Raw genomic sequence first — 22,387 nt, 5'->3', positions numbered from 1 at the left:
GGTCTCAAGCACAGACCGCACGCCCTAGGGCGAGCGCAGCAAAGCCCCCTTCAGAACACCGCGGAACCGGCTTTGCCGGGCCGCTGGTGTTGCCCCCTTGAGGGGGTGACGCGCCCTTGGGCGCGGCGCGGGGGTGCTTCAGATTTTTACGATGCAGCCGTCAACCGGGCACACGGCGACGCACTGCGGCTCGTCGTAGTGGCCTTCGCAGTCGGTGCACTTCTTGGGGTCGATGACGTAGGTGCCGCCTTTTTCGCGGATCGCGACGTTCGGGCATTCGGGTTCGCAGGCCGAGCAGGCGGTGCAGGTGGAAGCGATGATCTTCATGGGCATGGTGGCTCTCCTTCTATGGAACGTCGTGGGGAAATGAGGGTCAGGCGGCTTCGGCGAGGCCGCCGGTGAAGGCACCCTGGCGGATCTGCGCGTCACCGCGCGGCTGGTGCGTGATGGCGCCGCTGGCAATGCGGCCGCGGTAGCCGTTGAACCACTCGAGCGCGGCCTTTTCGATGAACTCGCCGACGTACTGGTCGACCGGCTCGACACCGGCGGCCAGCAGCTCGTCGCGCGGGCAGGCGCCGATCTTGGCGACCAGCACGGCGTGGCAGTCGTTGATGGCGTTGACCACCGAAGGCAGCTGCTCGTCGTCGCCGTGGCCGCCCTGGCAATACAGGTCGACGCGGCGGTGTCCGACGAACAGGGCCTGCGCGGCCGAGACTTCAAACACCTGGAATTCGGTGACGTGGCCGAAGTGCTCGTTGACCCGGCCGCCGCCTTTGGTGGCGACCGCGACCAGCACCTTCAGGTCTTGATCCACATCGATGGCGCTGGCTGCGGCCAGGGCTTCGTGTTTGGCGGCCTGTTGCGCCTGGCGCTCGACCTCGACCTTGTCCTGGTAGCTCTTGCGCTTGTCCAGGTCGTAGACCACTTCCATCTGCTCCAGCTTGTCGAGCGTGAACTCTTCCGAGCGGTCTTCGCCAAGCAGGCCCACCGCGTCGGCACGGCACTGGCGGCAGTGGCGCATGAGGTTGGCGCCGCCCATGCAGGCGTCCTGCACAGCCTTCAACTCCGAAGCGGTCGGGCCGCGCTGGCCGGTGAGGCCGAACACCGTGCCGTGTTCGGCTTCGGAGATCAGCGGCATGATGTTGTGCAGGAAGGCGCCGCGCTTCTTCACCTCGCGGTTCACCTCGATCAGGTGCTCGTCGTTGATGCCGGGGATCAGCACCGAGTTGATCTTGGTGAGCACGCCGCGCGCGGTGAGCATCTCCAGGCCGAGCATCTGGCGCTCGTGCAGGATCTTGGCGGCCTCGTAGCCGGTCACGCGCTTGTGGTTCCAGAAGATCCAGGGGTAGATCTTTTCGCCCACGGCCGGGTCCACCATGTTGATGGTGATGGTCACGTGGTCGACGTTGTATTTGCAGATCTCGTCCACCTGGTCCGGCAGCGCCAGGCCGTTGGTGGACAGGCAGAGCTTGATGTCGGGCGCCTGCTCCTGCAGCATGCGGAAGGTGTCGAAGGTCTTGGCCGGGTTGGCCAGCGCATCGCCCGGGCCGGCGACACCGAGCACCGTCATCTGCGGGATCTCGCTGGCCACGGCCACCACCTTCTTCACCGCCTGTTCGGGCGTGAGCTTTTGCGACACCACACCGGGGCGCGACTCGTTGCTGCAGTCGTATTTGCGGTTGCAGTAGTTGCACTGGATGTTGCAGGCCGGCGCCACGGCCACGTGCATGCGCGCGTAGTGGTGGTGGGCTTCTTCGGAATAGCAGGGGTGGTTCTTGACCTTGTCCCAGACTTCCTGGGGCATGTCGTCCGGGCCATCGGACGTGCCGCAACTGGCCTTGCCCTCACCGCCGGAGGTGCCACAGCCACCACCGGTGGAAGGCAGCTCGGGCGCGGCGCCCAAGGGTTTGATCTGTCCGATGGACACATACGTCCTGGCGGGCATGGCGCCCGCCGCTGCACTGCCACCACTGCTCAATGCTGTCGACATGAAGACCCCTTTCGTGCAACCAACAACGGCCGCTTGGGCAGGTCTTCAGCGAATTTCGTGCCATCGAAAAAAAACGTTTCAGATCAATGGCTTGGTGGTTCTGTCGGTTGTCGGGAATGGGACAACGGGGGTGGTTTTGTCGGGGGCCGTCGGGGTTGCGACAAAGCGGGAAATGGGTGGGAGGATGGGGGTCTACTCAGCGCGGCTGAGGGTATCGGCAGCGTGGATGGCCGGAATGCAGCGTTTGGAGCCGGTCGCTGGCTGCGGGAGTACTCTTGCTGCCCGGCATCAAGCAGTCGTTTGGGCCTGGTCGCACGCGAAGTCTCGAATGCTGGCTGTATGGGGTGCAGCGGTAGGTCGCCCCGCAGGATGACCAATGGCAGGTTCCGGCGGCCGCTGTCATTGGTCTGCGAGACCTGGCTGGCTGCTGCCAGCCTCAAGCAGCCATGCAGGAGGGCTGCTCTGCAGCGATCCGTTCATCGGCTCAAGTCTGGTCGCTGACTGCAAACGCCTCCGGACGCTGGCGTTCTCCCGTCTCTGACAAAGCGTCCCCAGTTCATTGACTGAACACCTTCGATCGCGCGCCCAGCAGCGCATCGGCGAGCGCGCAAACGCTTGGCAGCTCGCTGCCCGCTGTTGTCATGCAAACGAGCAGCTTTCTGCGAGACCAGGCATCTGAAAGTGCGACGATGCGGGCGCCTGCCTTGCCAAAGCGCACGGCAGCGCTCTCGGGCATGACCGCCGCCCCCACGCCCGCAACCACAAGCTCTGCGACAGCGTCAAAGCCGCCCAGGCGCACCCGATGGCGCGGGACGCGGCCGCTGCGGCTGGCCTGGGCCGCCAGAAAGCGGCTGAGTCCGCTGTCCCGAGCCAAGCCAACAAAGGGGTGCTCCAGCAACTCGCCATAGGCCATTGAGCGGCGGCGGCCCAGGGGCCAGCGCGCAGGCAACAGCGCCACCAATCGGTCATCAACCCAAGGCTGCACCAGCAGCCCGGAGGTGTCGACGTAGTCCGCGACGATGCCCAGGTCAGCGGTGCCACGGCGCAATGCGTCAATGACCGCCTCGCTCGGCAGCTCTTGCACGTCCACATCAAGGTCAGGGGTCTTCACCAAGAATTGTCCGATCGTGCGCGGAAGGGTCTCGGACATGGCGGCCGTGTTGCAAAGCAGTCGAACCGTACCGCGCAATCCATGGCCAAAGCTCGCCATCTCGACATGCAGCGATTCGAGTTCAGCAAGCACACGGTTGGCGTGGCGCATCAGCGCGCGCCCCGCGTCGGTGGGCACCGCGCCCGACTTGGAGCGCTCCAGCAGGCGCGAACCGGTCGCGTCTTCAAGATGCTTGAGGCGTGCACTGGCCGCGGCGAGCGAGAGGTTCACCGCTGAAGCCGCGGCAGTGATGGTTCCATGCGCCATCACGGCGGCGAAGAGGTGCAGATCGAACGGATCGATGCGGTAGTCGGAGGTGCGGCGCTTGGGGGTGGTGCTCATGGGCTTCATCCTACGGAATCTGCGAAGGACACGTTCGCAGCAATCCGATGGACAGCACCTGCGCTGCGCAGACACCATGGGGCATGGACACATTGCAGCTCTCGATGGTGGTCGTTGTCTTCGTTCTCGCGGGCGGCGTGAAGGGCGTCACCGGCATGGGCCTGCCCACGGTGGCCATGAGCTTGCTGGGGCTGTGGATGCAGCCGGTGCAAGCGGCCGCGCTGCTGGTCATCCCTTCGCTGGCGACCAACGTGGCGCAATGCTGTGGCCCTCACCTGCGCTCGCTGGCATCCCGGATGTGGCCTGGCTGGTTGGCGATGGCCATCGTGACGGTCAGCGCGCCAGGCCTGGGGGGAGCCGTCCAATTGCCATGGGCCAAGGCCTGGTTGGGCGGAATTCTCATGGCCTATGGCCTCTGGGGTCTGTGGCGCCCTCATCTGCCCGATCTGTCGCGCTCCAGCCAATGGCTCAGCGTGCTGGCAGGCACGGCCACCGGGTTGGTCACGGCGCTCACGGCCGTCTTCGTGTTGCCCTGGGTTCCCTATTTGCAGACGCTGCGGCTGAGCAAGGATGAGATGGTGCAAGCGCTGGGCCTGTCATTCACCGTCGCCACACTGTCTCTGGCGGTGAGGGTGCAAATGTCGGCCCCTTTCGAGTCGGGGTCGGCCGACCTTGCCATTGCATTGGGCGGGGCATTGATCGGCGCCTTTGGCGGGCTCAAGCTCGGTGAGGTGCTGCGAGGCCGCCTTGCGGGCCCCGCCTTCCAGAAGGCGCTTTTTGTGATCTTTGTCGCCTTGGGCGCGGCCAACCTGATCCAGGCGCTTTGACGTGTCATGAAGAACCCAAAGGACTTGTTGGCTGCCGCTGCTTTGTTGGAGCGGGCTTACAGACTGGCGCATGTGCTTCAAAGCGAAGGCTTGCTCGAAATCGAGTGTCGGCAGTTCGTTGCAAACGAGCTTGTCGAGGTACTCGACGAGGCTCGTGTTGCGCTGCTTGCGGCAAGTGACTTGCCCAGGCTGACCTGAGCCGCGCCCATCATCGAAGCCATCGCCATTCGCAACGAGCACTTCCGCCAGGTGCTCTACACCGCGAAGAACCGCCAGCTGGTCGTGATGGCATTGAAGCCGAACGAAGAGACCGGCGCGGCGCTGGTGCGGCCGGCCGGTTCTTCCTCACATCAACTCAACTCAACTCAGTTTTGGCCAAACTTCGTTTTGGCCGCAGCGATGCAAGCGCTCTTGGCGTCGCCCGCCATGGCGTCGCACTTCTCAGCGGCCACCTTGTAGTCGGCGGCCATCTTGTCGGTGGACGCGTCTTTCCTGGCCTCGGCGATTTCTTTGCCCATCTTGGCGTCGGCCATGGCTTTGACCTCAGCGGCCTTGGCCTCTTTCACACACACGTCTTTGGCGTTGCCGGCCAGGTCGTCGCAGCGCTCCTTGGCCACGGCGTAGGTCGATTCGGCCTTGGCTTCCAGCATCTTGGTGCGGTCGGCGGCCTTGCCGGTGTAGCTGTGCTCCAGCTCGGCGAGCGCGACCTTCTCTTTGGCCTTGGCCTCTTCCATGCAGATGTCTTTGGCGTTGGACGTCTTCGTGTCACACGCCGCCTTGTCTGCCTTGTAGTCCGCGCTGATGCGGGTCTTGCCGGCCTGGTAGTCGGCCTTGCTCAGGTTGGCAGCGTAGGCCGCCGGAAGCGACAGCAGGCTGGCGGCCAGGAGAGCGGCCTTGAGGGTGGTGAGCTTGTTCATGAAAATCTCTCTGCAAGTAAAACCAAGGGCCATTGGAGTGACGCGGATTCAGCGTGTTGCGCTGGGCAATCGAATCCGGGTCGGGGCTGCGGCCCTCGAAGCAACGGGCAGAGTGTCTGCCTGATGAGCAGAGATTTCCGTGCGACACCGAACACAACAGCCAGAGCGCTGAGCCTGCGCTTCGGCCCGCCGCTGCTGGGGCGCGGCGCCAACGCCCGGCGCGTGGCGTTGGTGACTGAGCGGCGCCAGCCGGCGCGCTCAGCACACAGCGACGCAAACGACGTCGCCCCCTTCCGCTAGAAGTACGCTGCTTCCAGTATCTTGGGCTGGGCCCTGATCTCGCTGGCGGGCCCGCTGTAGCGCACGTCCCCCGTGCGCATCACCACGGCCGAGGTCGCCACCGACAAGGCCACCTCGGTGAACTGCTCCACCAGGATGACGCCCACGCCCTGGTCCACCAGCGATTCGATGGTCCTGACCAGGCGCTTGACGATCAGGGGCGCCAGGCCCAGCGACATTTCGTCGATCAGCAGGTACTTGGGGCGCGCCATCAGCGCATGCCCGATGGACAGCATCTGCTGTTGCCCGCCGGACATGGTGCCGGCCAGCTGGCGCTTGCGTTCCGCCAGCTCGGGAAACAGCGCATACACCTCGGCCACGGCAGGACCGACCCGATCCCGCGCCAGCATGGAGCCGGCCACACGCAGGTTGTCGTCCACCGACAGCTTCGACAACACCCGGTGGCCTTCGGGCACCGCGGCCACGCCCGCCAGGCGCACCACGTCGGGCGGGCAGCCCTGGATGGCGCGGCCATCGACGCTGATGCGCCCCTGGGCGATGGGCAGCATGCCGGCCACGGCCAGCACCAGCTCCGACTTGCCCGCGCCATTGGCCCCCAGCACCGCCGTGACCTGCCCTTGCTCGACCGACATCGAGACGTTGCGGACCAGCTCCCGCCCCTGTTTGGCCACCGTGAGGTTTTCAATGATCAGTGCCATCAGCCCAACTCCTCCATGCCCAGATAGGCCGCCTGCACCAGCGGATCGGCCAACACCGCTGCGGTGGGGCCCATCGCGATGCGCCGGCCAAAGTCCAGCACCAGCGTCTGCTCGCAGATCCGGGTGATCAGGTCCACATCGTGGTCAATGACCAAGGTGGAGGCGCCGGTCAGGCCATGGATCTGCAGGATCAGGTCGCCCAGGTGCCGGGTTTCTTCGGGGGTGAGCCCCCCGGCCGGTTCGTCAAACATCACGATGCGCGGTCGGCCCACCAGGCAGCGGGCCACGTCGGCCAGGCGGCGTTCGTAGGTGTTGAGGCGGGCGGCCAGGGTGTGGGCTTGGGGGGCCAGGCCCGTGACGTCCAAAGCCCGGTCCATGTCGGCCACCTTGTCGCGCCGGCTGCCCGGCAATACGTCAAGGATCACGCGCAGGTTGTCGATCACGCTCAGGTCGTCGGCCAGCTGTTCGCGCTGGAACGAGCGGCGCAAACCCCAGCGGGTCCGCTTGTGCGGCGCCTGGTGCGAAATCACCTCGCCGTCGCAGGCGATCTGCCCGGAAGACGGCAGGAAGCCCGAGATCACGTTCATGGTGGTGGTCTTGCCCGCCCCGTTGGGACCGATGATGCCGGAGACCGGGGCGTCGAACACCACGGAAACGGCGTCCAGCGCGGTCACGCCGCCGAAGCGCACGGTGATGTCTTTGAGCTCGATCACGTGGCGCTCCCTTCTTTGCGGCGCACCAGGCCCAGCAGTTGCCCGGCCAAGCCATCGGGCGCCGTCATCAGCGCGTGCAGCAGCGCGGCACCGAAGATCACCAGGGCCAGATCGGCATCGAGGCCCCAGTTGTTGAACAGCCCGGGCAACACGCGGTAGAGCACCGCCGCCAGCACCGCGCCCAGCCAGTGCCGGGCGCCGCCCACCACGGCCAGGGCAAACAGCATGATGGACTCCGACGCCCTGAACGTGGCCGGGTCCAGCAGCCCCAAGGTACCGGCCAACAGCGCGCCCGCCATTCCTGCCAGCAGGCCGGACATGCCGAAGGCCCAGGCTTTGTAATAGACCACGTTCACACCCGAAGCCATGGCAGCGGCCTCGGAGCGCCGGATCATGGCCCAGGCCCGCCCGGGCGCCATGCGCCGGTGGGCCTCGATCAGCAGGAAGCCCACCAGCAGCATGACCACGGTGTAGCGCAGGTAGGCTTCGTCGCCAGTGGCCAGCCAGGGCCGCCGGAACGGCGCGATCAGCGAAGGCATCACGCCCCAGAAGCCCTCGCCGCCATTGGGAAAGCGGAAGGTGGAAAAGACGATCTCCAGGCCACTCGCCGCCATCAGGGTGATGAGCGCCAGGTACAGGCCGCGCATGCGCAAGGCGGGCAAGGCCATGACCCAGCCAAACACCATGGTCACGGTCGCGGCCACCGCCAGGTTGAGCTCAAACGGCAGGTCGAAGCCATGGTTCATGCGCAGCATCACCCAGCCGCCCACGCCCATCAGCCCCACCTGGGCGAGCGACACCATGCCCAGGCGCGAATACATGAACCCGACGCCTGCCGCAGCCAGGGCGAAGCAGGCGGTGGAGGTGAGGATCTGTACCCACTGCCCGCCGAGGAACATGGGGATGACCACCAGCGCCACCAACCCGCACGACAGGGGCAGCAGGCGTTTCGCCGCCGGGCCGCCCCAAGGCGAAAGGCGCCCCCTCGGGGGGCAGTGACCCACACGCAGTGGGGGAACGTGGGGGCGATTCATCATTCGTCTCTCTCGAAAGGGATGCGCCGGCCCCGCTGCAGCAGGAGCAGCATGACAATGGCCACCATGAACGGGGCCACGGTGCGCACGGACTTGAGGGCGGGCGACAGTGTCAACAACGACTCCAGCACGCCGATGGACAGGCCACCGACCAGCACCATGCCCAGGCTGTCGAGCCGCCCGCAGATGGCCGCCGCGATGGACGGGATGACCATGAAGGTGATGATGCTGGGCTCCAGCCGGATGAGGTCACCAAACATCAGACCGGTGAACCCGGCGATGAGCCCCGCCATGCCCCAGGCGATGGTTTCCACCTTGAGGATGCGCACACCGATCAGCGCCGACAGCTCGCGTTCGTTGGCCAGCGCGCGCATCTGCAGGCCGGTGCGGGTGCGCTCCAGGTAGACCCAGATGCCCACCACCACGGCCAGCGTCGCCAGCAGCGCCATGAAGCGCGTGACCGTGACCCGCAGGCCCCAGACGCGAAAGGCCATCTGGTCGGTGGGCAGGGTGAACGAGCGGACCTGGTCCACCCACAGAAACGACGTGATGCCCAGGATGATCAAGGCGTAGCCGAGCGTGGCAATGGCCTTGACCACCGGGTCGCGCCAGGCCAGGCGGGGCGCGATCACCCGGCCATAGCCCAGCGACAGCGCCGTGGCCAGCAACAGCGCGATGGCCCAGGACAGGGGCTCAGACCAACCCCATTGCTCCAGTTGCCAGGCCGTCATGACGCCCATGGCCCCCATGGCGCCGCTGGCAAAGTTGAGCACGCCCGTGGTGCGGTACAGCACCACCAGCCCCACGCCACCCAGGGCGTACAAGGAGCCGATGGCCAGACCGGACACGACGAACAGACCGACCATGGGCAGCGGCTTGCCCCACGCCAGGATGCCGCAGACAAGGGCCATGCCCACGAGGTAGGCGGCCAGAAAAGGCAGTTTGGATTTCATAAGCCAGGCTTGGCGAGCCCCTGTCCTGGCGCAACCAGAACAGGGGCAAGGTCATCAGCGCAGTCCGAGCGCCTTCTCGGCATTCACCAGGGGTGTGAAGTACGGGCCTTCGTACTCGTAGCAGTCGCGCACCTTCTGGAAGCCACCGTCCTTGACCACCACCATGATCCCGGCGTGGTTGGGCATGTGCTGCTTGGCCTCGCCCACGTAGTAGGGGCCGCAGCTCAGGTCCGAACGCAGACCCGAGATCTTCTTGATCGCCGCCGTCACGGCCGCGCGGTCGTCGACCTTGGACGGGTCCATGGCGGCCAGCGTCTGGGTGAAGTACTTGGCCGACAGGTAGCCCGACTGGCTGAACGTGTCGCGCGGATCGTCCTTCTTGGCATAGGCATCCATGACCTTGAGCCAGTGCTGGTTGTCGGCACCCTTGCCGTCGAGCATGGTGAGCTCGGCGTTGACGTAGACCTTGCCGCTCCAGTACTTGCCCAGCGCAGCGGGAACCGACTTGTCGTACAGCGGCGTGGACGAGGTCCAGCTGTAGTTGTCGCGCAGGTCCTGCTCCTGCGCGGCGCGCAGGAAAGCGATGGCCAGACCGGCGGGCAGGTTGACCAGCACCGAGTTCGCGCCCGAGGCCATCGCCTCCAGCAGGGCGGCGTTCACGTCGGGCGCCCCCGGGTTGAGCAGCACCGACGAGGCCTTGAGGCCCTTGCCCGCCATGTACTTTTCCACCGCCCCGCAAGACCAGTTGCCCACCGAAGGAATGGCCAGGCCGATGCACGCGATGTTCTTGGCGCCGAGCTTTTCAACCGCGTGCATGGCGGCCCCGATGGACGATGCCAGCGGACCCTGGTTGGTGGACACGATGTTCGAGCTCTCGAAACACTCCGACACCGCGCAACCCGAGGCCATCGCCATGATGTTGTTCTTGGCGTAGAACGGCGCGTTCACGCTCATCTCGACGAACGAGGCGTTGCCCACCATCGCCACGACCTTCTGGTCCTGAACCAGTTTGGACACGGCCTGCGCCGCCAGCTCGGGGTTCCACTGGTCGTTTTCAACCAGGTACTGGATCGGGCGACCATGCACGCCGCCGGAGGCATTGACGCAGGCAAAGTAGGCCGCGGCCGCGTCGGTGGCCGAGGAAAAATCACCCGGGGCCGCGTTGCCGTGGATGGCACCGACCTTGATGGGTTTGCCCGTGGCCGCTTTGCCCTTGCCGGGGCCGCAGCTGGGGGTGGGCTCGCCTGCGGCCAGCGCCATCGCGGGCAGGGTCATGAACGCGAGCGCAGCGGCGCCGGCTTGCAACAGTTTTCTCATGCTTGTCTCCTTTGGTTATGGGTAAAACGCTTCTCTGTCACTGCTTGCCTGCAATGAACCTCGCCGCCCGCTCGGCAATCATCATGGTCGGGGCATTGGTGTTGCCGGACACCAAGGCCGGCATGGCGGACGCATCGGCCACGCGCAGGCCTTGGGTGCCGCGCACGCGCAGCTGCTGGTCCAACACGGCCATGGGGTCTGACTCGGCGCCCATCTTGGCGGTGCCCACCGGGTGGAACACCGTCTTGGCGGTCTGGCGCACATAGTTCCTAAGGGCTTCTGGGTCCTTCTCGATCCCGGCTTGCGGCAGCGCGCGTCGCTTGATCAGCTTGGCCAGCGCAGGGGCTTCCAGAATCTCGATGCCCTTGCGCACACCCCGGACGAGCACGTCGAGGTCTGCCTCGTCTGAAAAGGCGCCCGCGTCGAACAGGGCCGGGTCCTGCGCTTTGGCCGAACGCAGGCGCACCGAGCCGCGCGACTTGGGCCGCAGAAAGCACGGGCCGATGGCGATGCCGTGTTCCTGCACCGGCTCGCGGTCGGCCCAGCCCACCATGAAGGGCAACACGTGAAACTGCACATCGGGCACCCCCGCGTTGGACACGTCGGCGAAGCCGCCACACTCGACCACGTTGGAGGTGAGCAGCCCGGAGCGGAACAGGAGGTACTGCGCCAGGTGCTTGACGGCCTGCAAGCCTTTGTCTTGCCCCAGGAAGGAGATGGGGTCGCGGGTCACGCCCTGCACCGTGCTCTCCAGGTGGTCCTGGTAGTTCTGGCCCACGCCCGGCAGGTTTGCCACCACCTTGATGCCGAAGGACTGCAGGTGGGCGGCGTCGCCCACACCCGACAGCTGCAACAGGCGCGGCGTTTCGATGGCACCGGCGCACAGAATCACCTCGGCCGCGGCCTTGATGGTGGTTCCGTTTTCCAGCGCCACACCGACCGCCCGCGTGCCCTCGAACACCACCCGGGCCACCCGGGTCTCGGTCATGATCTTCAGGTTGGGACGCCCCTCGGCCTTGCGCAGAAAGGCCTCGGCGGCGGACCAGCGCCGGCCATCGTGCGTGGTGGTCTGGTAGAAGCCCACGCCCTCTTGGCTGGCGCCGTTGAAGTCGGGGTTGTTGGGCAGGCCCACCTCTTGCGCGGCGCGGATGAAGGCGCGGCAGAGCGGGTGGTGGTAGCCGGTTCCCGACACGTGCAGCTCGCCCTCGGTGCCGTGGAAGACATCGGCCAGCTCCATGTTGTTTTCCAGCGCCTTGAACACGGGCAACACGTCGGCATAAGCCCAGCCCGGGTTGCCAGCGGCGGCCCAGCCGTCGTAGTCCTGCGCCTGGCCACGGATGTAGAGCATGGCGTTGATCGACGAGCCGCCGCCGATCACCTGCCCCTGGATGACGATGGAGGGGCGCCCGTTCACGCACGGCGACGGTTCGCCCACGTAGGCGACGATGTCGCGCCCCTTTTCAATGACCTTGAAGAAGGTCGCTGGCATCTTGATGTAGCGGTCGTCGTCGCGGCGCCCGCTCTCGATCAGCAACACCTTGGAGCGCGGGTTCTCGCTCAGGCGCGAGGCCATCACACAACCCGAGGCGCCACCGCCCACGACGATGTAGTCAAACTGTTCCATGGTTGCGTTGCTCTCAGTTGAAGATGACCTGGATGTCGGTGTATTCGGCCAGGCCTTCTTCACCGAACTCCACACCGCAGCCCGAGGACTTCACCCCGCCGAAGGGTGCGTTCGGCTGGATCGCACCGTGCTTGTTGATCCACACGGAGCCGCACTCCAGGCGGCTGGCCACCTGCCGGGCTTTGTCGATGTCCCGCGACCAGACCGAGCCGCCCAGGCCGTTGGGGCTGTGATTGGCCTGGCGGATGGCGTCTTCCACGTCGCTGTACCGGATGATGGGCAGCGCAGGGCCGAACTGCTCTTCGAACACCAGCGGGTCGTCGTGGGACAGATCGGCAATCAGCGTCGGCGGAAAGAACAAGCCCTCGCCAGGCTCGCCGCCCAGCAGCACCCTGCCCTGGTGTTTGGCCGCGTCCACCAGGCGCTTGACCTTGTCGAACTGCATGCGGTTGTTCACCGGACCCAGGGCCGACGCTTCGTCGGTGCCAGCGCCCACGGGGACGGCCTTGGCGTAATCGACCAGCGCCGAGCAGACTTCGTCGTACACGCTCTCGTGCACGTAGAGGCGCTTCATTGCCGCGCAGGTCTGGCCGTTGTTGATGAAGGCGCCCCAGAACAGGCCTTCGGCAATGGCCTTCGGGTCCACGTCGGGCAACACGATGGCCGCGTCGTTGCCGCCCAGCTCCAGCGTGAGCCGCTTGACCGTTTCGGCGGCCGAGGCCATGACCTTCTTGCCGGTGTTGATGGAGCCGGTGAAGACGATCTTGCGGATGCCCGGGTGGGCGGAGATCGCGGCGCCGATGTTGGTCTTCTGGTCGTCTGAGCAGACCACGTTGACCACGCCGGGCGGCAGCACCTCGTTCATGAGCTCGACCAGCCGGATGGTGGACAGCGGGGTGAAGGGCGAAGGCTTGACCACCACGGTGTTGCCGCTGCGCACGGCCGGCAGGATGTGCCAGACCGCGATCATCACCGGCCAGTTCCACGGCGTGATGGAGCCCACCACCCCGATGGGCTTTCGGTGCAGTTCGACGCGGCCTTGCTCGTTGTCCTGCAACACCTTCACCGGCAGCGACAGGCTGGCCGTGTGCGCGGCCCAGGCCCGCGCGCCACCGATCTCAAAGCGCGAGCCCAGCCCGTTGAGCGGCTTGCCCTGCTCCCGCGTCAGCAGCTGCGCCAGGTCTTCGGCCTGCTCGCCGAGCTTGTCCGCAATGTCCAGGCAGGCCTGGGCGCGCACGGCGTCGGGCTGCTGCGACCAGCTCGCGAACGCCGCTTCGGCGGCGGCCACCGCCTGGTCAAGGTGGTCACGCGAAGCGTTGGGCGCGCGGCCCACCGTTTCCCCGGTGGCCGGGTTCTTCACGTCGAAGTGTTCGGCCGCGCTCACGGGCTGGCCGTTGATGATCATGGGAAAGTCCGTCATGTCTCCTCCAGTGGAGTGGTTGATTCAGCGGACGGATCGTAGGAGCGACACCCCTGCGCCCACTTGGGCTCCAGCGACACGCGAATAGGACGCAAACGACAGCGCTTTTGCGGGTGTGGGTTAACCCGAATAGCCTCAACCCGCGTTGATGATCAACATCAGCGCCCCATGCTGACCACGCTTTCCACCTCCTCACTTCCCGTGGACCAGTTCCGGTCGGATCTGCATGCCATCTGCGGCTCGTTCGATGTCCAGCCGGCCGCCAGCCGCGACTTTTTGCGCGGCGCGGTGGCCCACGAAGCGCGGGGCGGATTCGAGTTCGCGCATGTGGCCAAAGACGCGCAGTCGATCCGCCGCGACCGAAGCAACATCGCCCGCGACAGCGCGGAGCACTTCTTTCTCATCGTTCAGGAAGAGGGCCGAGCGCTGATGAGCCAGCGCGAATCGGTCAGCATGCTGCGCCCCGGCGATCTGGTCCTGATCGACAGCGCCGAGCCCTCCGAATTCACGTTCTTTGGCAGCTACAGCCGGCAGCTGTCGGTGCATCTGCCGCGCATGGAACTTCAAAAAAGGTTTGGCGATGCCTTGCGCGGCGGGCTGTTCATGCCGCGCAGCGACCACACCACGCTGGCCATCATTGCGGTGCTCGCCAAGGCTTTTCAACCGAGCAACAACCCGACGCAATCCAGCTACCTGGGCGAGGCCATGTACGGACTGCTCGGGTCCATGCTGTTTGCCAACGGCACGCCGGCCCGCTGCATCGACGCGGACGTGGGCAACGCCCGTTTGCTGGAGCGAGCGGTGGCCTACATTGATGCGAACCACACCGACTGCGAATTGACCATCCAGCGCATGGCCGTGGATCTCAAGGCGTCGAGCCGCCAGCTGCAAAGGGCCTTCACGTCGCTGGACATCACGCCCACCGAGTACCTGCTGCAAAAGCGCCTGGCCAGCGCTTGCGAGGCCTTGAAGCAGCAGCGCATGACGGAGAACAAGACCTTCATCTCCACCATTGCCTACAGCGTCGGTTTCAACGACCTGTCGTACTTCAACCGCCTGTTCCGGGCCACCTTCAACTGCACACCCAGTCAGTACAAGGACGTCAGTGCCGATCCGGGGCCGGGCGTGCTTCTGATGTGAGCCGCATCGCCAGGGCTGAGGGGTGCACGCGGCCTCTCAGGCGGTCTAGGGCTGCGCTGAACAAGTAGCCGAATTGAGTGGCCCGCTACGCAAAGGGTTGCCGACGCGGGCAAGCAGCGCGATTCGACCGCGTTCCCTGAACATACCAGCCGTGCTCGCGCACCCGTCGTGCGCAACGGACGCACTCATGCCATGAGGCGCTGACGCGCCAAATAGATATTGGCCAGACCCAGCACAACGAACGAGCGCGTGGCGTTCTTGGCCAGGCCCCGGTAGCGCACCTTGGCAAAGCCCCAGAGCCGTTTGACCACAGCGAAGACGTGTTCGACCCGGGCGCGGACCTTGGACTTGTTGTGGTTTCTGGAGCGCTCGGCCTCGTCGATATCGCCACCCCTGCGCACGCGCTGGTTGGTGAAGTCCTTGGCCTTGGGGGCCTTCGATCCGATCAACGCTTTCTGGCTGGCGTAGGCACTGTCGCCATACACACGCTGCTCGTTGCCGTGCAGCAGATCGGGCAGCGGGTGTTTGTCGTGTACGTTGGCTGCTGTCACCACAGCGCTGTGCGCCAGCCCGGTGCGGCTGTCCACGCCAATGTGCATCTTCATCCCGAAATACCACTGCTGGCCTTTGCGGGTTTGGTGCATCTCGGGGTCGCGCTGCTTGTCGGCGTTCTTGGTCGAACTGGGCGCGCCGATGATGGTGGCGTCCACGATGGTGCCGGTGCCCACCTTCAAGCCTCGCGCCTGCAGCACCTCCCCCACTTTGGCAAACAGGGCCTCGCCCAGTTTGTGCTGCTCCAGCAGGCGGCGAAACTTCAGCAGGGTGGTCCCGTCAGGCACGCGCTCCCGCCCAAGATCGATGCCCACAAAGCGGCGCAGCGCCGTGCTGTCGAGCAGGGCCTCTTCGCAGGCCTCATCGGCCAGGTTGAACCAGTGCTGCACGAAGTACATCCGCAGCATGCGTTCGAGCCCGATCGGTGGGCGCCCGTTGCCGGCTTTGGGGTAGTGAGGTTCGACGACAGAGCACAGCGCCTGCCAGGGCACGATCTGTTCCATCGTCGCAAGGAACACATCGCGCTTGGTCGGCTTGCGGTAGGGCTCGAATCCGTCGCCTTGATCGGCTGCCATCGCCAGGGTCTGTTGCTTCATCTTCACCTTCGTGTCTCGGGTGCATCGATACATGCAAACCTCGCGCCACCCCTGGACTTGTTCAGCGTAGCCCTAGATCAGAACTTCCGCACCTCAATGCCATGCTTCTGCAAGGCATAGCCCATCTGGCGCGGTGAAATCTTCAGCAGGCGCGCCGCCTTGGCCTGCACCCAGCCGCTGCGCTCCATCGCCCAGACCAGGCGCTCGCTTTCACCCTCGGGTTTGCCGTCGGCGATGGCCGCCGGCGCGCCACCGGCAACAGGTTCGGGAGCCGCGGCTTCGGGCGCTGGCAACGAGGCATCCCCCACGGTGGGCCCCATGGGCCGCTCCTGAATGGGAATCTCCGCCAGGCGGCTCGGCCGCACCGCGTCTTCGCGGTCGATGTGGTGCAACACCTGCGTCAGGCAGCGGTTGCCCTGGCAGGGAAAGGCCAGGTCGGTGATCACGTCGCTGTGCGCCATGGTCGCGGTGCGCTCCACACAGTTCTCCAGCTCGCGCACATTGCCCGGCCAGTAGCAACTGCTCAGCACCCGCATCGCCGCCGGGCTGAACTGGGTGCTGCGTGCGTTGTCGCGGTTGAACCGGTCGAGAAAATGTTTGGCCATGGCCGGGATGTCTTCGCGGCGCTCGCGCAGCGGCGGCAGCTGGATGCTGACCACGTTGATGCGGTAGTACAGGTCGGCCCGGAACTCGCCCGCCTTCACCATGCGTTCCAGATCGCGGTTGGTGGCGAGGATCAGGCGCACGTCCACCTTCACCGGCGTGCCGCCCCCGACGCGCTCGAACTCGCGCTCCTGCAGCACGCGCAGCAGCTTGGCCTGGAACGAGGCCGAGATGTCACCGATCTCGTCGAGGAACAGGGTGCCGCCGTGCGCCATCTCGAAGCGACCCTTGCGCTGGCCCTGGGCGCCGGTGAACGAGCCCTTTTCATGGCCGAAGAGTTCACTCTCCAGCAGCGACTCGGTCAGCGCCGCGCAGTTGACGCAGATGAAGGCCTCGCCCTTGCGCGGCGACAGGCTGTGGATGGCGCGCGCGATCACTTCCTTGCCGGTGCCACTTTCACCACGCAACAGCACCGTCGTGCGCGCGGGCGCCACCTGGTGCACCTGGTCAAACACCTCCAGCATGGGCGCCGAGGTGCCCACGACGTGTTCGATCTTGTGGCCGGGTCGGGCGCTGTGATTGAGCGCCTTGGACATGCGGCGCACCTCGTCCTGCATGCTGTCGTGGGCCGCGCTGACACTGCGGTGCAGCAGCAGCGCCTGGCCCATCAGCGTGGACACCATCTTGAGCAACTGCAGGTCGTCGCCGAAATGGCTGCGGGTGTGGGGGTTCAGGTAGTCGACGGCCAGCACGCCCACCGTGCGCCGGTCCGCCCGGATCGGCGTGGCCAGCATGGCGACACAGGCACCCGGGCTCTGGTCCCCGCCGCCGGTGCGGTTCAGGAACAGGGGCTCGGCGCGCAGATCGGGCACCGAAAACGGCATGCCTGTCGCATAGACCCGGCCCACGATGCCTTCGCCCGGCAGGAACTTCAGGCGCTGGCTCTCCTCCTGGCTCAGCCCCACGGCGCAGAGGCCGTGCAGCTCGCTGGAGCCCGGTTCGGACAACACGACAAAAGCGCGGCGCCATTCCATGGCCTGCAACAGGTAGTTGAGGGCTTCGCGAAACGTTTTGTGGACGTCGAGCGAGGTCGCAAGTGTCTTGCTGATCTCGTAGACCACGTTCAGTTCGCGCCGTGCTGCGGTCATTTGTGTGTTCATCACCATGGTGCGCTCCGGGTAGGTGCAAGGCAGGAACCTGTGAAAGGCAAGGTCGGGTCCAGCGTGGCCGGTGAGCACCAACGCCGGGATTTCTGACACCAAAAACCACCTTCGAGAACGTCATCACGCAAGAAATGCACCAACGACCTCTTGTTGGCTGCCGCCGGTCGCATGCCACCCGGCTTTCCGACAAACCGGACAGGGCTGTTCGATGACACGGCGGATGGCGCGAACAAAACCCACAAAACAGGCCGAAAAACGTCGCGAACAGGCAACAAATGGCATGGCACCGAAATTGCGGAAAGTGCTGCGGCCCACCCCATTTGTCTGGAGTCTTCCATGTCGCTCAGCAGCCGAGATCCCGCCCCCGCCCGTGCCGCCGCCAGCGTCTACCTCGACTACGCCGCCACCACTCCCGTGGACCGCCGCGTGGCGAACAAGATGATTCCCTATCTGACGGAGTTGTATGGCAATCCGGCGAGTCGCTCGCATGCGTTTGGCTGGGCCGCCGACGAGGCGGTGGAGCTGGCGCGCGAACAGGTCTGCTCGCTGATCAACGCCGACCCGCGCGAGATCGTCTGGACCTCCGGCGCCACCGAATCGAACAACCTCGCGATCAAGGGCGCCGCGCATTTCAACCGCGCCAAGGGCAAGCACCTGATCACGGTCGCGACCGAACACAAGGCGGTGCTCGACAGCATGCGCGAGCTGGAGCGCGAAGGCTATGAGGTCACGGTGCTGCCGGTGCTGCCCAGCGGCCTGCTCGACATCGCGGTGTTCGAAGCCGCGTTGCGACCCGACACGGTGCTGGCCTCGGTGATGATGGTCAACAACGAGACCGGCGTGATCCAGGACATCGCTGCGCTGGGCGCCATCTGCCGCGCCCAGGGCGTGGTCTTCCACGTGGACGCGGCCCAGGCCGCCGGCAAGGTGGTGATCGATCTGGACGTGCTGCCGGTGGATCTGCTCTCGCTCTCGGCGCACAAGATCTACGGCCCCAAGGGCATCGGCGCCCTGTACGTGCGGCGCAAGCCGCGCGTGCGCATCGACGCGCAGATGCACGGCGGTGGCCACGAACGTGGCATGCGCTCGGGCACGCTGGCCACGCACCAGATCGTGGGCATGGGCGAGGCCTTCTGGCTGGCGCGCGACAACATGGCCGCCGACAACGCGCGCATCAAGACCCTGCGCGACCGCCTCTGGGCCGGCTTCCAGAAGATGGACTGCGTGGTGCTCAACGGCGACGAGAGCCAGCGCGCCGTGCAGTACCTCAACTGCAGCTTCAACTACGTCGAAGGCGAGTCGCTGCTGATGGGCATCAAGGGCGTGGCCGTGTCGTCGGGCTCGGCCTGCACCTCGGCCAGCCTGGAGCCGAGCTACGTGTTGCGCGCCATGGGCCGCAGCGACGAGCTCGCGCACAGTTCGGTGCGTTTTTCCATCGGCCGCTTCACCACGGTTGAAGAGATCGATTTCACGATTGCCCAGGTCACCGAGGTCGTGAACCGCCTGCGCGCCATGAGCCCGCTGTGGGACATGGTGCAGGCCGGCATCGACCTCAGCACGATCCAGTGGTCGGAGCATTGATGACCAACATGCCCACCCCCGTCGCTTGCGCGCTGCGCGTCGCCGCTCCGCCCCTCAAGGGGCAATGCCAGCAGCCCGGCAAAGCCGGTTCTGCGGCATTCCCGGCTTGAGACACCTCGCTTGATGCCGGTCTCTGCATCAGCGCCCTGTAACCCACTCACCCCCTTCTGGAGTAACACCATGGCCTACAGCGAACAAGTCGTCGATCACTATGAAAACCCGCGCAACGTGGGCGCCTTCGACGCCAACGACGCCAGCGTCGGCACCGGCATGGTCGGCGCGCCGGCCTGCGGCGACGTGATGCGCCTGCAGATCCGCGTCAACGCGCAGGGCGTGATCGAAGACGCCAAGTTCAAGACCTACGGCTGCGGCTCGGCCATCGCGTCGAGCTCGCTGGTGACCGAGTGGGTGCGCGGGCGCACGCTGGACGAAGCGCTCGCGATCAAGAACTCGCAGATCGCCGAAGAGCTGGCCCTGCCGCCCGTGAAGATCCACTGCTCCATCCTGGCCGAAGACGCGATCAAGGCGGCCGTGGCCGACTTCCGCTCGCGCCAGGCCACCGGCGAAGCCGCCACCCTGGTCTCGGAGCAGCCCGCCTGCGCCTCCAGCACGCGCTGAAACCTCATCGCCCCACACCACCACCGGAGTCACCACCATGCAAGTCGCTGCCGCTGCCTCAACCCCCGCCGACCCCATCGCCATGCCGCCCATGCTGGAGTTCACGCCAGCGGCCGCGGCCAAGGTGGCCGAACTGATCGTCGAAGAGGGCAACCCCAACCTCAAGCTGCGCCTGTACGTGACCGGCGGCGGTTGCTCGGGTTTCTCGTACGGCTTCGCTTTCGACGACCAGGTCAACGAAGACGACACCCTGACCGTGACCGCCGGCGTGGCCCTGGTCGTGGACGCCATGAGCCAGCAGTACGTGCTGGGTGCACGGGTCGATTTCGAGGACGGCCTGGAAGGCTCGCGTTTCGTGATCCACAACCCGAACGCCGCCACGACCTGCGGTTGCGGCAGCTCTTTTTCAGTTTGAGATGGCATCCCCGCTTCCGCCTTGCTCCCTCGCCCCTCTGGGGAGAGGGCTGGGGTGAGGGGCCAGCCAGCCAAAGAAGAAAGGAAACCCCATGCAAGTTTCACTGACCCCCGCCGCCGCGCGGCACGTTGAAAAATCCCTGGCCAAGCGCGGCAGCGGCATTGGTCTGCGCCTCGCGGTCAAGACCAGCGGCTGCTCGGGCTTCGCCTACGCACTGGAATTCGTCGACACCCTGAACGCCGACGACCAGTGCTTCGAGACCCAGGGAACCAAGCTCATCGTCGACGCCAAGAGCCTGGCCATGCTGGACGGAACAGAGCTCGACTTTGTGCGCGAAGGCCTGAACGAAGGCTTCAAGTTCAACAACCCGAACGCGAAAAACAGCTGCGGATGTGGCGAGAGCTTCGCCGTATGAAACACCTCTCCGCATCCCTCTGCGAGCGCAGCGAAGCACGTTCCAGGGCACCCGCGGAACCGGCTTTGCCGGGCCGCTGGGTGCGCCCCCTGGGGGGGATTCGGCTACACGCAGTGAGCAAGAAACGGGGGGTACGTTGACATGGCCCTCTTGCAAATCGCTGAACCTGGACAAAGCGCTGCGCCGCACCAGCACCGGCTGGCAGCGGGCATCGACCTGGGCACGACCAACTCCCTGATTGCCAGCGTGAAGAGCGCGGTGGCCGCGTGTCTGCCCGACGAACACGGTGCCATGCTGCTGCCGTCGGTGGTGCGCTACCTGGATGACGGTGCCACCGTGGTCGGGCGCGCCGCTCAGGAGCAGCAAGCCATCGACCCGCACAACACCATCGTTTCCGTCAAACGCTTCATGGGCCGCTCGCTGGCCGACCTGAAAGACGCGGCCGCCCTGCCCTACCAGTTCAAGGACGGGCCGGGCATGGTGGGCCTGCAGACCGTGGCGGGCGAGCGTTCGCCGGTGCAGGTGTCGGCCGAGATCCTGAACACGCTGCGTGTGCGAGCCGAAGCCTCGCTGGGCGGCCCGCTCTCGGGTGTCGTGATCACCGTGCCGGCCTACTTCGACGACGCGCAACGCCAGGCCACCAAGGACGCCGCGCGCATCGCCGGCCTGAACGTGCTGCGCCTGCTCAACGAGCCCACGGCCGCGGCGATTGCCTACGGCCTGGACCAGCAGGCCGAAGGCACGTTCGCGGTCTACGACCTCGGCGGCGGCACCTTCGACATTTCCATCCTCAAGCTCACCCAAGGCGTGTTCGAGGTGCTGTCCACCGGCGGCGATTCGGCCCTGGGCGGTGACGATTTCGACAGCGCCATCGCGGCCTGGTTCTGCGCCGAACACGGTTTGAACGGTGTGGCCGCGTTGCCGCCTTCGCAACAGCGCGCTCTGCTCACGGCCGCGCGCGCGGCGAAGGAAAAGCTCTCCAGCCACGACAGCGCCGAACTCTGTCTCACGCTGGCCGATGGACAGTCGCTGGCGGCCATCCTTTCGCGCACCCAGTTCGCCACGCTCGGTGCGCCGCTGATCGCGCGCACCCTCAGCGCCACCAAGCGCGCGCTGCGCGACGCCCAGCTCAACACCGCCCTGATCACCGGCGTGGTGCTGGTGGGCGGATCGACCCGCATGCCCATCGCCCGCGACGCGGTGCGCGACTACTTCGGCCTCGAACCGCTGGCCGATCTCGACCCCGACCAGGTGGTCGCCATCGGCGCGGCCCTGCAGGCCAACGTGCTCGCCGGCAACGGCAGCGGCGACCAGTGGCTGCTGCTCGACGTCTGCCCGCTCTCGCTCGGCATCGAGACCATGGGCGGCCTGGTGGAAAAGGTGATTCCGCGCAATTCCACGCTGCCCACCGTGCGCGCGCAGGATTTCACCACCTTCAAGGACGGCCAGACCGCGATGTCGCTGCACGTGGTGCAGGGCGAACGCGAATCGGTCGCCGACTGCCGCTCACTGGCGCGCTTCGAGCTGCGCGGCCTGCCACCGGCCGTGGCCGGTGCCTTGCACATCCGCGTGAGCTTCCAGATCGACGCCGACGGTCTGCTCTCGGTCAGCGCACGCGAACAGAGCAGCGGCATCGAGGCCCATATCGAGGTGAAACCGAGCTACGGGCTGGGCGACGAACAGATCGCCAGCATGCTGCAGGACGCGATCGCGGCCTCGCAATCCGACATGCGGCTGCGCGCGCTGCGCGAGGCCCAGATCGACGCGCGGCGACTGCTCGACGCGACCGAAAGCGCGCTCGCGGAAGACGGCGGCCTGCTCAACCCTGTCGAAATCGACGCCATTCACAAGGCCCTGTACGCGGTGGCCGACCGGCTGGAAACTGAAGCCCCGGTAGAGGAGCTGCGCCAAAGCACCAATGCGCTTTCTGCCGCCACCGATGCCTTCGCGGCACGGCGCATGAACGCGTCGATCCAGAAAGCATTGGCAGGCCGTGCCATGGACAGTTTGATTCCCTAG

The 22,387-nt window shown here is 66.0% G+C and carries 21 protein-coding genes; 8 read left to right on the top strand and 13 right to left on the bottom strand.

Annotated features, from left to right (window positions below):
- Positions 1–138: 138 nt before the first annotated feature.
- The 3 genes from IM738_RS07545 to IM738_RS07535 all read right to left on the bottom strand — a co-directional run bounded on the left by IM738_RS07545 (position 139) and on the right by IM738_RS07535 (position 3,482).
- Positions 139–333 carry a 4Fe-4S binding protein gene (locus IM738_RS07545; protein ID WP_177138544.1) on the bottom strand — a complete coding sequence of 65 codons (195 nt, stop codon included), beginning with the start codon at positions 331–333 and terminating at the stop codon, positions 139–141.
- A 40-nt stretch (positions 334–373) separates the two neighbouring features.
- Positions 374–1,945 (bottom strand): nitrogenase cofactor biosynthesis protein NifB, encoded by a 1,572-nt coding sequence (nifB, locus tag IM738_RS07540; protein ID WP_442908515.1) that lies wholly within the window; start codon positions 1,943–1,945, stop codon positions 374–376.
- Positions 1,946–2,546: 601 nt separating this feature from the next.
- A complete protein-coding gene (locus IM738_RS07535; RefSeq protein WP_236965258.1) occupies positions 2,547–3,482 on the bottom strand; it encodes a LysR family transcriptional regulator in 936 nt (311 codons plus the stop codon).
- An 83-nt stretch (positions 3,483–3,565) separates the two neighbouring features.
- Between IM738_RS07535 and IM738_RS07530 the strand changes: the two genes are divergently transcribed.
- Both IM738_RS07530 and IM738_RS07525 read left to right on the top strand, forming a co-directional pair.
- Positions 3,566–4,309: a sulfite exporter TauE/SafE family protein gene (locus IM738_RS07530; protein ID WP_236965257.1), complete on the top strand. Its 744-nt coding sequence runs from the start codon at positions 3,566–3,568 to the stop codon at positions 4,307–4,309.
- A 6-nt stretch (positions 4,310–4,315) separates the two neighbouring features.
- The gene (locus IM738_RS07525; protein ID WP_236965256.1) at positions 4,316–4,507 is read left to right on the top strand and encodes a hypothetical protein; all 192 of its coding nucleotides are present in this window, start codon (positions 4,316–4,318) and stop codon (positions 4,505–4,507) included.
- 167 nt (positions 4,508–4,674) lie between these two features.
- On the opposite strand, the gene IM738_RS07520 is transcribed toward IM738_RS07525, so the two are convergent.
- The 8 genes from IM738_RS07520 to IM738_RS07485 all read right to left on the bottom strand — a co-directional run bounded on the left by IM738_RS07520 (position 4,675) and on the right by IM738_RS07485 (position 13,285).
- Positions 4,675–5,226: a hypothetical protein gene (locus IM738_RS07520; RefSeq protein ID WP_236965255.1), complete on the bottom strand. Its 552-nt coding sequence runs from the start codon at positions 5,224–5,226 to the stop codon at positions 4,675–4,677.
- Between the two features lie 296 nt (positions 5,227–5,522).
- Positions 5,523–6,224, bottom strand: a complete 702-nt coding sequence (locus tag IM738_RS07515) for an ABC transporter ATP-binding protein (protein ID WP_236965254.1) — start codon at positions 6,222–6,224, stop codon at positions 5,523–5,525.
- A complete protein-coding gene (locus IM738_RS07510; protein ID WP_236965253.1) occupies positions 6,224–6,937 on the bottom strand; it encodes an ABC transporter ATP-binding protein in 714 nt (237 codons plus the stop codon). The genes IM738_RS07515 and IM738_RS07510 overlap by 1 nt, the downstream gene beginning before the upstream one ends.
- Positions 6,934–7,971, bottom strand: coding sequence for a branched-chain amino acid ABC transporter permease (locus tag IM738_RS07505; protein WP_236965252.1), 1,038 nt, complete (start codon positions 7,969–7,971; stop codon positions 6,934–6,936). Before IM738_RS07505 ends, IM738_RS07510 begins: the two co-directional genes overlap by 4 nt.
- On the bottom strand, positions 7,971–8,924 hold the full coding sequence (locus IM738_RS07500; RefSeq protein WP_236965251.1) for a branched-chain amino acid ABC transporter permease: 954 nt from the start codon (positions 8,922–8,924) through the stop codon (positions 7,971–7,973). Before IM738_RS07500 ends, IM738_RS07505 begins: the two co-directional genes overlap by 1 nt.
- 54 nt (positions 8,925–8,978) lie before the next feature.
- A complete protein-coding gene (locus IM738_RS07495; protein WP_236965250.1) occupies positions 8,979–10,241 on the bottom strand; it encodes an ABC transporter substrate-binding protein in 1,263 nt (420 codons plus the stop codon).
- Positions 10,242–10,278: 37 nt separating this feature from the next.
- Entirely contained in the window at positions 10,279–11,865 is a 1,587-nt protein-coding gene (locus tag IM738_RS07490; RefSeq protein WP_236965249.1) for a GMC family oxidoreductase, read from the bottom strand.
- A 13-nt stretch (positions 11,866–11,878) separates the two neighbouring features.
- A complete protein-coding gene (locus tag IM738_RS07485) occupies positions 11,879–13,285 on the bottom strand; it encodes an aldehyde dehydrogenase family protein (RefSeq protein WP_236965248.1) in 1,407 nt (468 codons plus the stop codon).
- Positions 13,286–13,453: 168 nt separating this feature from the next.
- Here IM738_RS07485 and IM738_RS07480 point away from each other — a divergent pair, with 168 nt between their 5' ends.
- Positions 13,454–14,425 (top strand): helix-turn-helix domain-containing protein, encoded by a 972-nt coding sequence (locus IM738_RS07480; protein WP_236965247.1) that lies wholly within the window; start codon positions 13,454–13,456, stop codon positions 14,423–14,425.
- A 185-nt stretch (positions 14,426–14,610) separates the two neighbouring features.
- Here the strand turns inward: IM738_RS07480 and IM738_RS07475 are convergent, their stop codons facing one another.
- Together IM738_RS07475 and nifA are read right to left on the bottom strand one after the other, a co-directional pair.
- The gene (locus IM738_RS07475; RefSeq protein WP_236965246.1) at positions 14,611–15,573 is read right to left on the bottom strand and encodes an IS5 family transposase; all 963 of its coding nucleotides are present in this window, start codon (positions 15,571–15,573) and stop codon (positions 14,611–14,613) included.
- Positions 15,574–15,650: 77 nt separating this feature from the next.
- Positions 15,651–17,342, bottom strand: coding sequence for a nif-specific transcriptional activator NifA (gene nifA, locus IM738_RS07470; RefSeq protein ID WP_236965245.1), 1,692 nt, complete (start codon positions 17,340–17,342; stop codon positions 15,651–15,653).
- A 333-nt stretch (positions 17,343–17,675) separates the two neighbouring features.
- On the opposite strand from nifA, the gene IM738_RS07465 reads away from it, so the two are divergent.
- From IM738_RS07465 to hscA, 5 genes are all read left to right on the top strand, one after another.
- Positions 17,676–18,920 (top strand): IscS subfamily cysteine desulfurase, encoded by a 1,245-nt coding sequence (locus IM738_RS07465; protein WP_236965243.1) that lies wholly within the window; start codon positions 17,676–17,678, stop codon positions 18,918–18,920.
- 180 nt (positions 18,921–19,100) lie between these two features.
- Entirely contained in the window at positions 19,101–19,538 is a 438-nt protein-coding gene (gene iscU / locus IM738_RS07460; RefSeq protein ID WP_177138556.1) for a Fe-S cluster assembly scaffold IscU, read from the top strand.
- Between the two features lie 37 nt (positions 19,539–19,575).
- Positions 19,576–19,953, top strand: coding sequence for an iron-sulfur cluster insertion protein ErpA (gene erpA / locus IM738_RS07455; protein WP_177138558.1), 378 nt, complete (start codon positions 19,576–19,578; stop codon positions 19,951–19,953).
- A gap of 91 nt (positions 19,954–20,044) precedes the next feature.
- Positions 20,045–20,368 (top strand): iron-sulfur cluster assembly protein IscA, encoded by a 324-nt coding sequence (gene iscA, locus IM738_RS07450; protein WP_077334091.1) that lies wholly within the window; start codon positions 20,045–20,047, stop codon positions 20,366–20,368.
- A 141-nt stretch (positions 20,369–20,509) separates the two neighbouring features.
- Positions 20,510–22,387 carry a Fe-S protein assembly chaperone HscA gene (hscA, locus tag IM738_RS07445; protein ID WP_236965241.1) on the top strand — a complete coding sequence of 626 codons (1,878 nt, stop codon included), beginning with the start codon at positions 20,510–20,512 and terminating at the stop codon, positions 22,385–22,387.

Source organism: Hydrogenophaga sp. SL48 (assembly GCF_021729865.1).
Taxonomy (GTDB): domain Bacteria; phylum Pseudomonadota; class Gammaproteobacteria; order Burkholderiales; family Burkholderiaceae_C; genus Hydrogenophaga.
This window is presented reverse-complemented; position numbering and strand designations above follow the sequence as displayed.

Bases quoted from the DNA above. Each gene is read 5' to 3' on its own strand.
- IM738_RS07545 (WP_177138544.1), bottom strand. From the start codon at position 333: ATGCCCATGAAGATCATCGCTTCCACCTGCACCGCCTGCTCGGCCTGC.
- nifB (WP_442908515.1), bottom strand. From the start codon at position 1,945: ATGCCCGCCAGGACGTATGTGTCCATCGGACAGATCAAACCCTTGGGC.
- IM738_RS07535 (WP_236965258.1), bottom strand. From the start codon at position 3,482: ATGAGCACCACCCCCAAGCGCCGCACCTCCGACTACCGCATCGATCCG.
- IM738_RS07530 (WP_236965257.1), top strand. From the start codon at position 3,566: ATGGACACATTGCAGCTCTCGATGGTGGTCGTTGTCTTCGTTCTCGCG.
- IM738_RS07525 (WP_236965256.1), top strand. From the start codon at position 4,316: ATGAAGAACCCAAAGGACTTGTTGGCTGCCGCTGCTTTGTTGGAGCGG.
- IM738_RS07520 (WP_236965255.1), bottom strand. From the start codon at position 5,226: ATGAACAAGCTCACCACCCTCAAGGCCGCTCTCCTGGCCGCCAGCCTG.
- IM738_RS07515 (WP_236965254.1), bottom strand. From the start codon at position 6,224: ATGGCACTGATCATTGAAAACCTCACGGTGGCCAAACAGGGGCGGGAG.
- IM738_RS07505 (WP_236965252.1), bottom strand. From the start codon at position 7,971: ATGAATCGCCCCCACGTTCCCCCACTGCGTGTGGGTCACTGCCCCCCG.
- IM738_RS07500 (WP_236965251.1), bottom strand. From the start codon at position 8,924: ATGAAATCCAAACTGCCTTTTCTGGCCGCCTACCTCGTGGGCATGGCC.
- IM738_RS07495 (WP_236965250.1), bottom strand. From the start codon at position 10,241: ATGAGAAAACTGTTGCAAGCCGGCGCCGCTGCGCTCGCGTTCATGACC.
- IM738_RS07490 (WP_236965249.1), bottom strand. From the start codon at position 11,865: ATGGAACAGTTTGACTACATCGTCGTGGGCGGTGGCGCCTCGGGTTGT.
- IM738_RS07485 (WP_236965248.1), bottom strand. From the start codon at position 13,285: ATGACGGACTTTCCCATGATCATCAACGGCCAGCCCGTGAGCGCGGCC.
- IM738_RS07480 (WP_236965247.1), top strand. From the start codon at position 13,454: ATGCTGACCACGCTTTCCACCTCCTCACTTCCCGTGGACCAGTTCCGG.
- IM738_RS07475 (WP_236965246.1), bottom strand. From the start codon at position 15,573: ATGAAGCAACAGACCCTGGCGATGGCAGCCGATCAAGGCGACGGATTC.
- nifA (WP_236965245.1), bottom strand. From the start codon at position 17,342: ATGGTGATGAACACACAAATGACCGCAGCACGGCGCGAACTGAACGTG.
- IM738_RS07465 (WP_236965243.1), top strand. From the start codon at position 17,676: ATGTCGCTCAGCAGCCGAGATCCCGCCCCCGCCCGTGCCGCCGCCAGC.
- iscU (WP_177138556.1), top strand. From the start codon at position 19,101: ATGGCCTACAGCGAACAAGTCGTCGATCACTATGAAAACCCGCGCAAC.
- erpA (WP_177138558.1), top strand. From the start codon at position 19,576: ATGCAAGTCGCTGCCGCTGCCTCAACCCCCGCCGACCCCATCGCCATG.
- iscA (WP_077334091.1), top strand. From the start codon at position 20,045: ATGCAAGTTTCACTGACCCCCGCCGCCGCGCGGCACGTTGAAAAATCC.
- hscA (WP_236965241.1), top strand. From the start codon at position 20,510: ATGGCCCTCTTGCAAATCGCTGAACCTGGACAAAGCGCTGCGCCGCAC.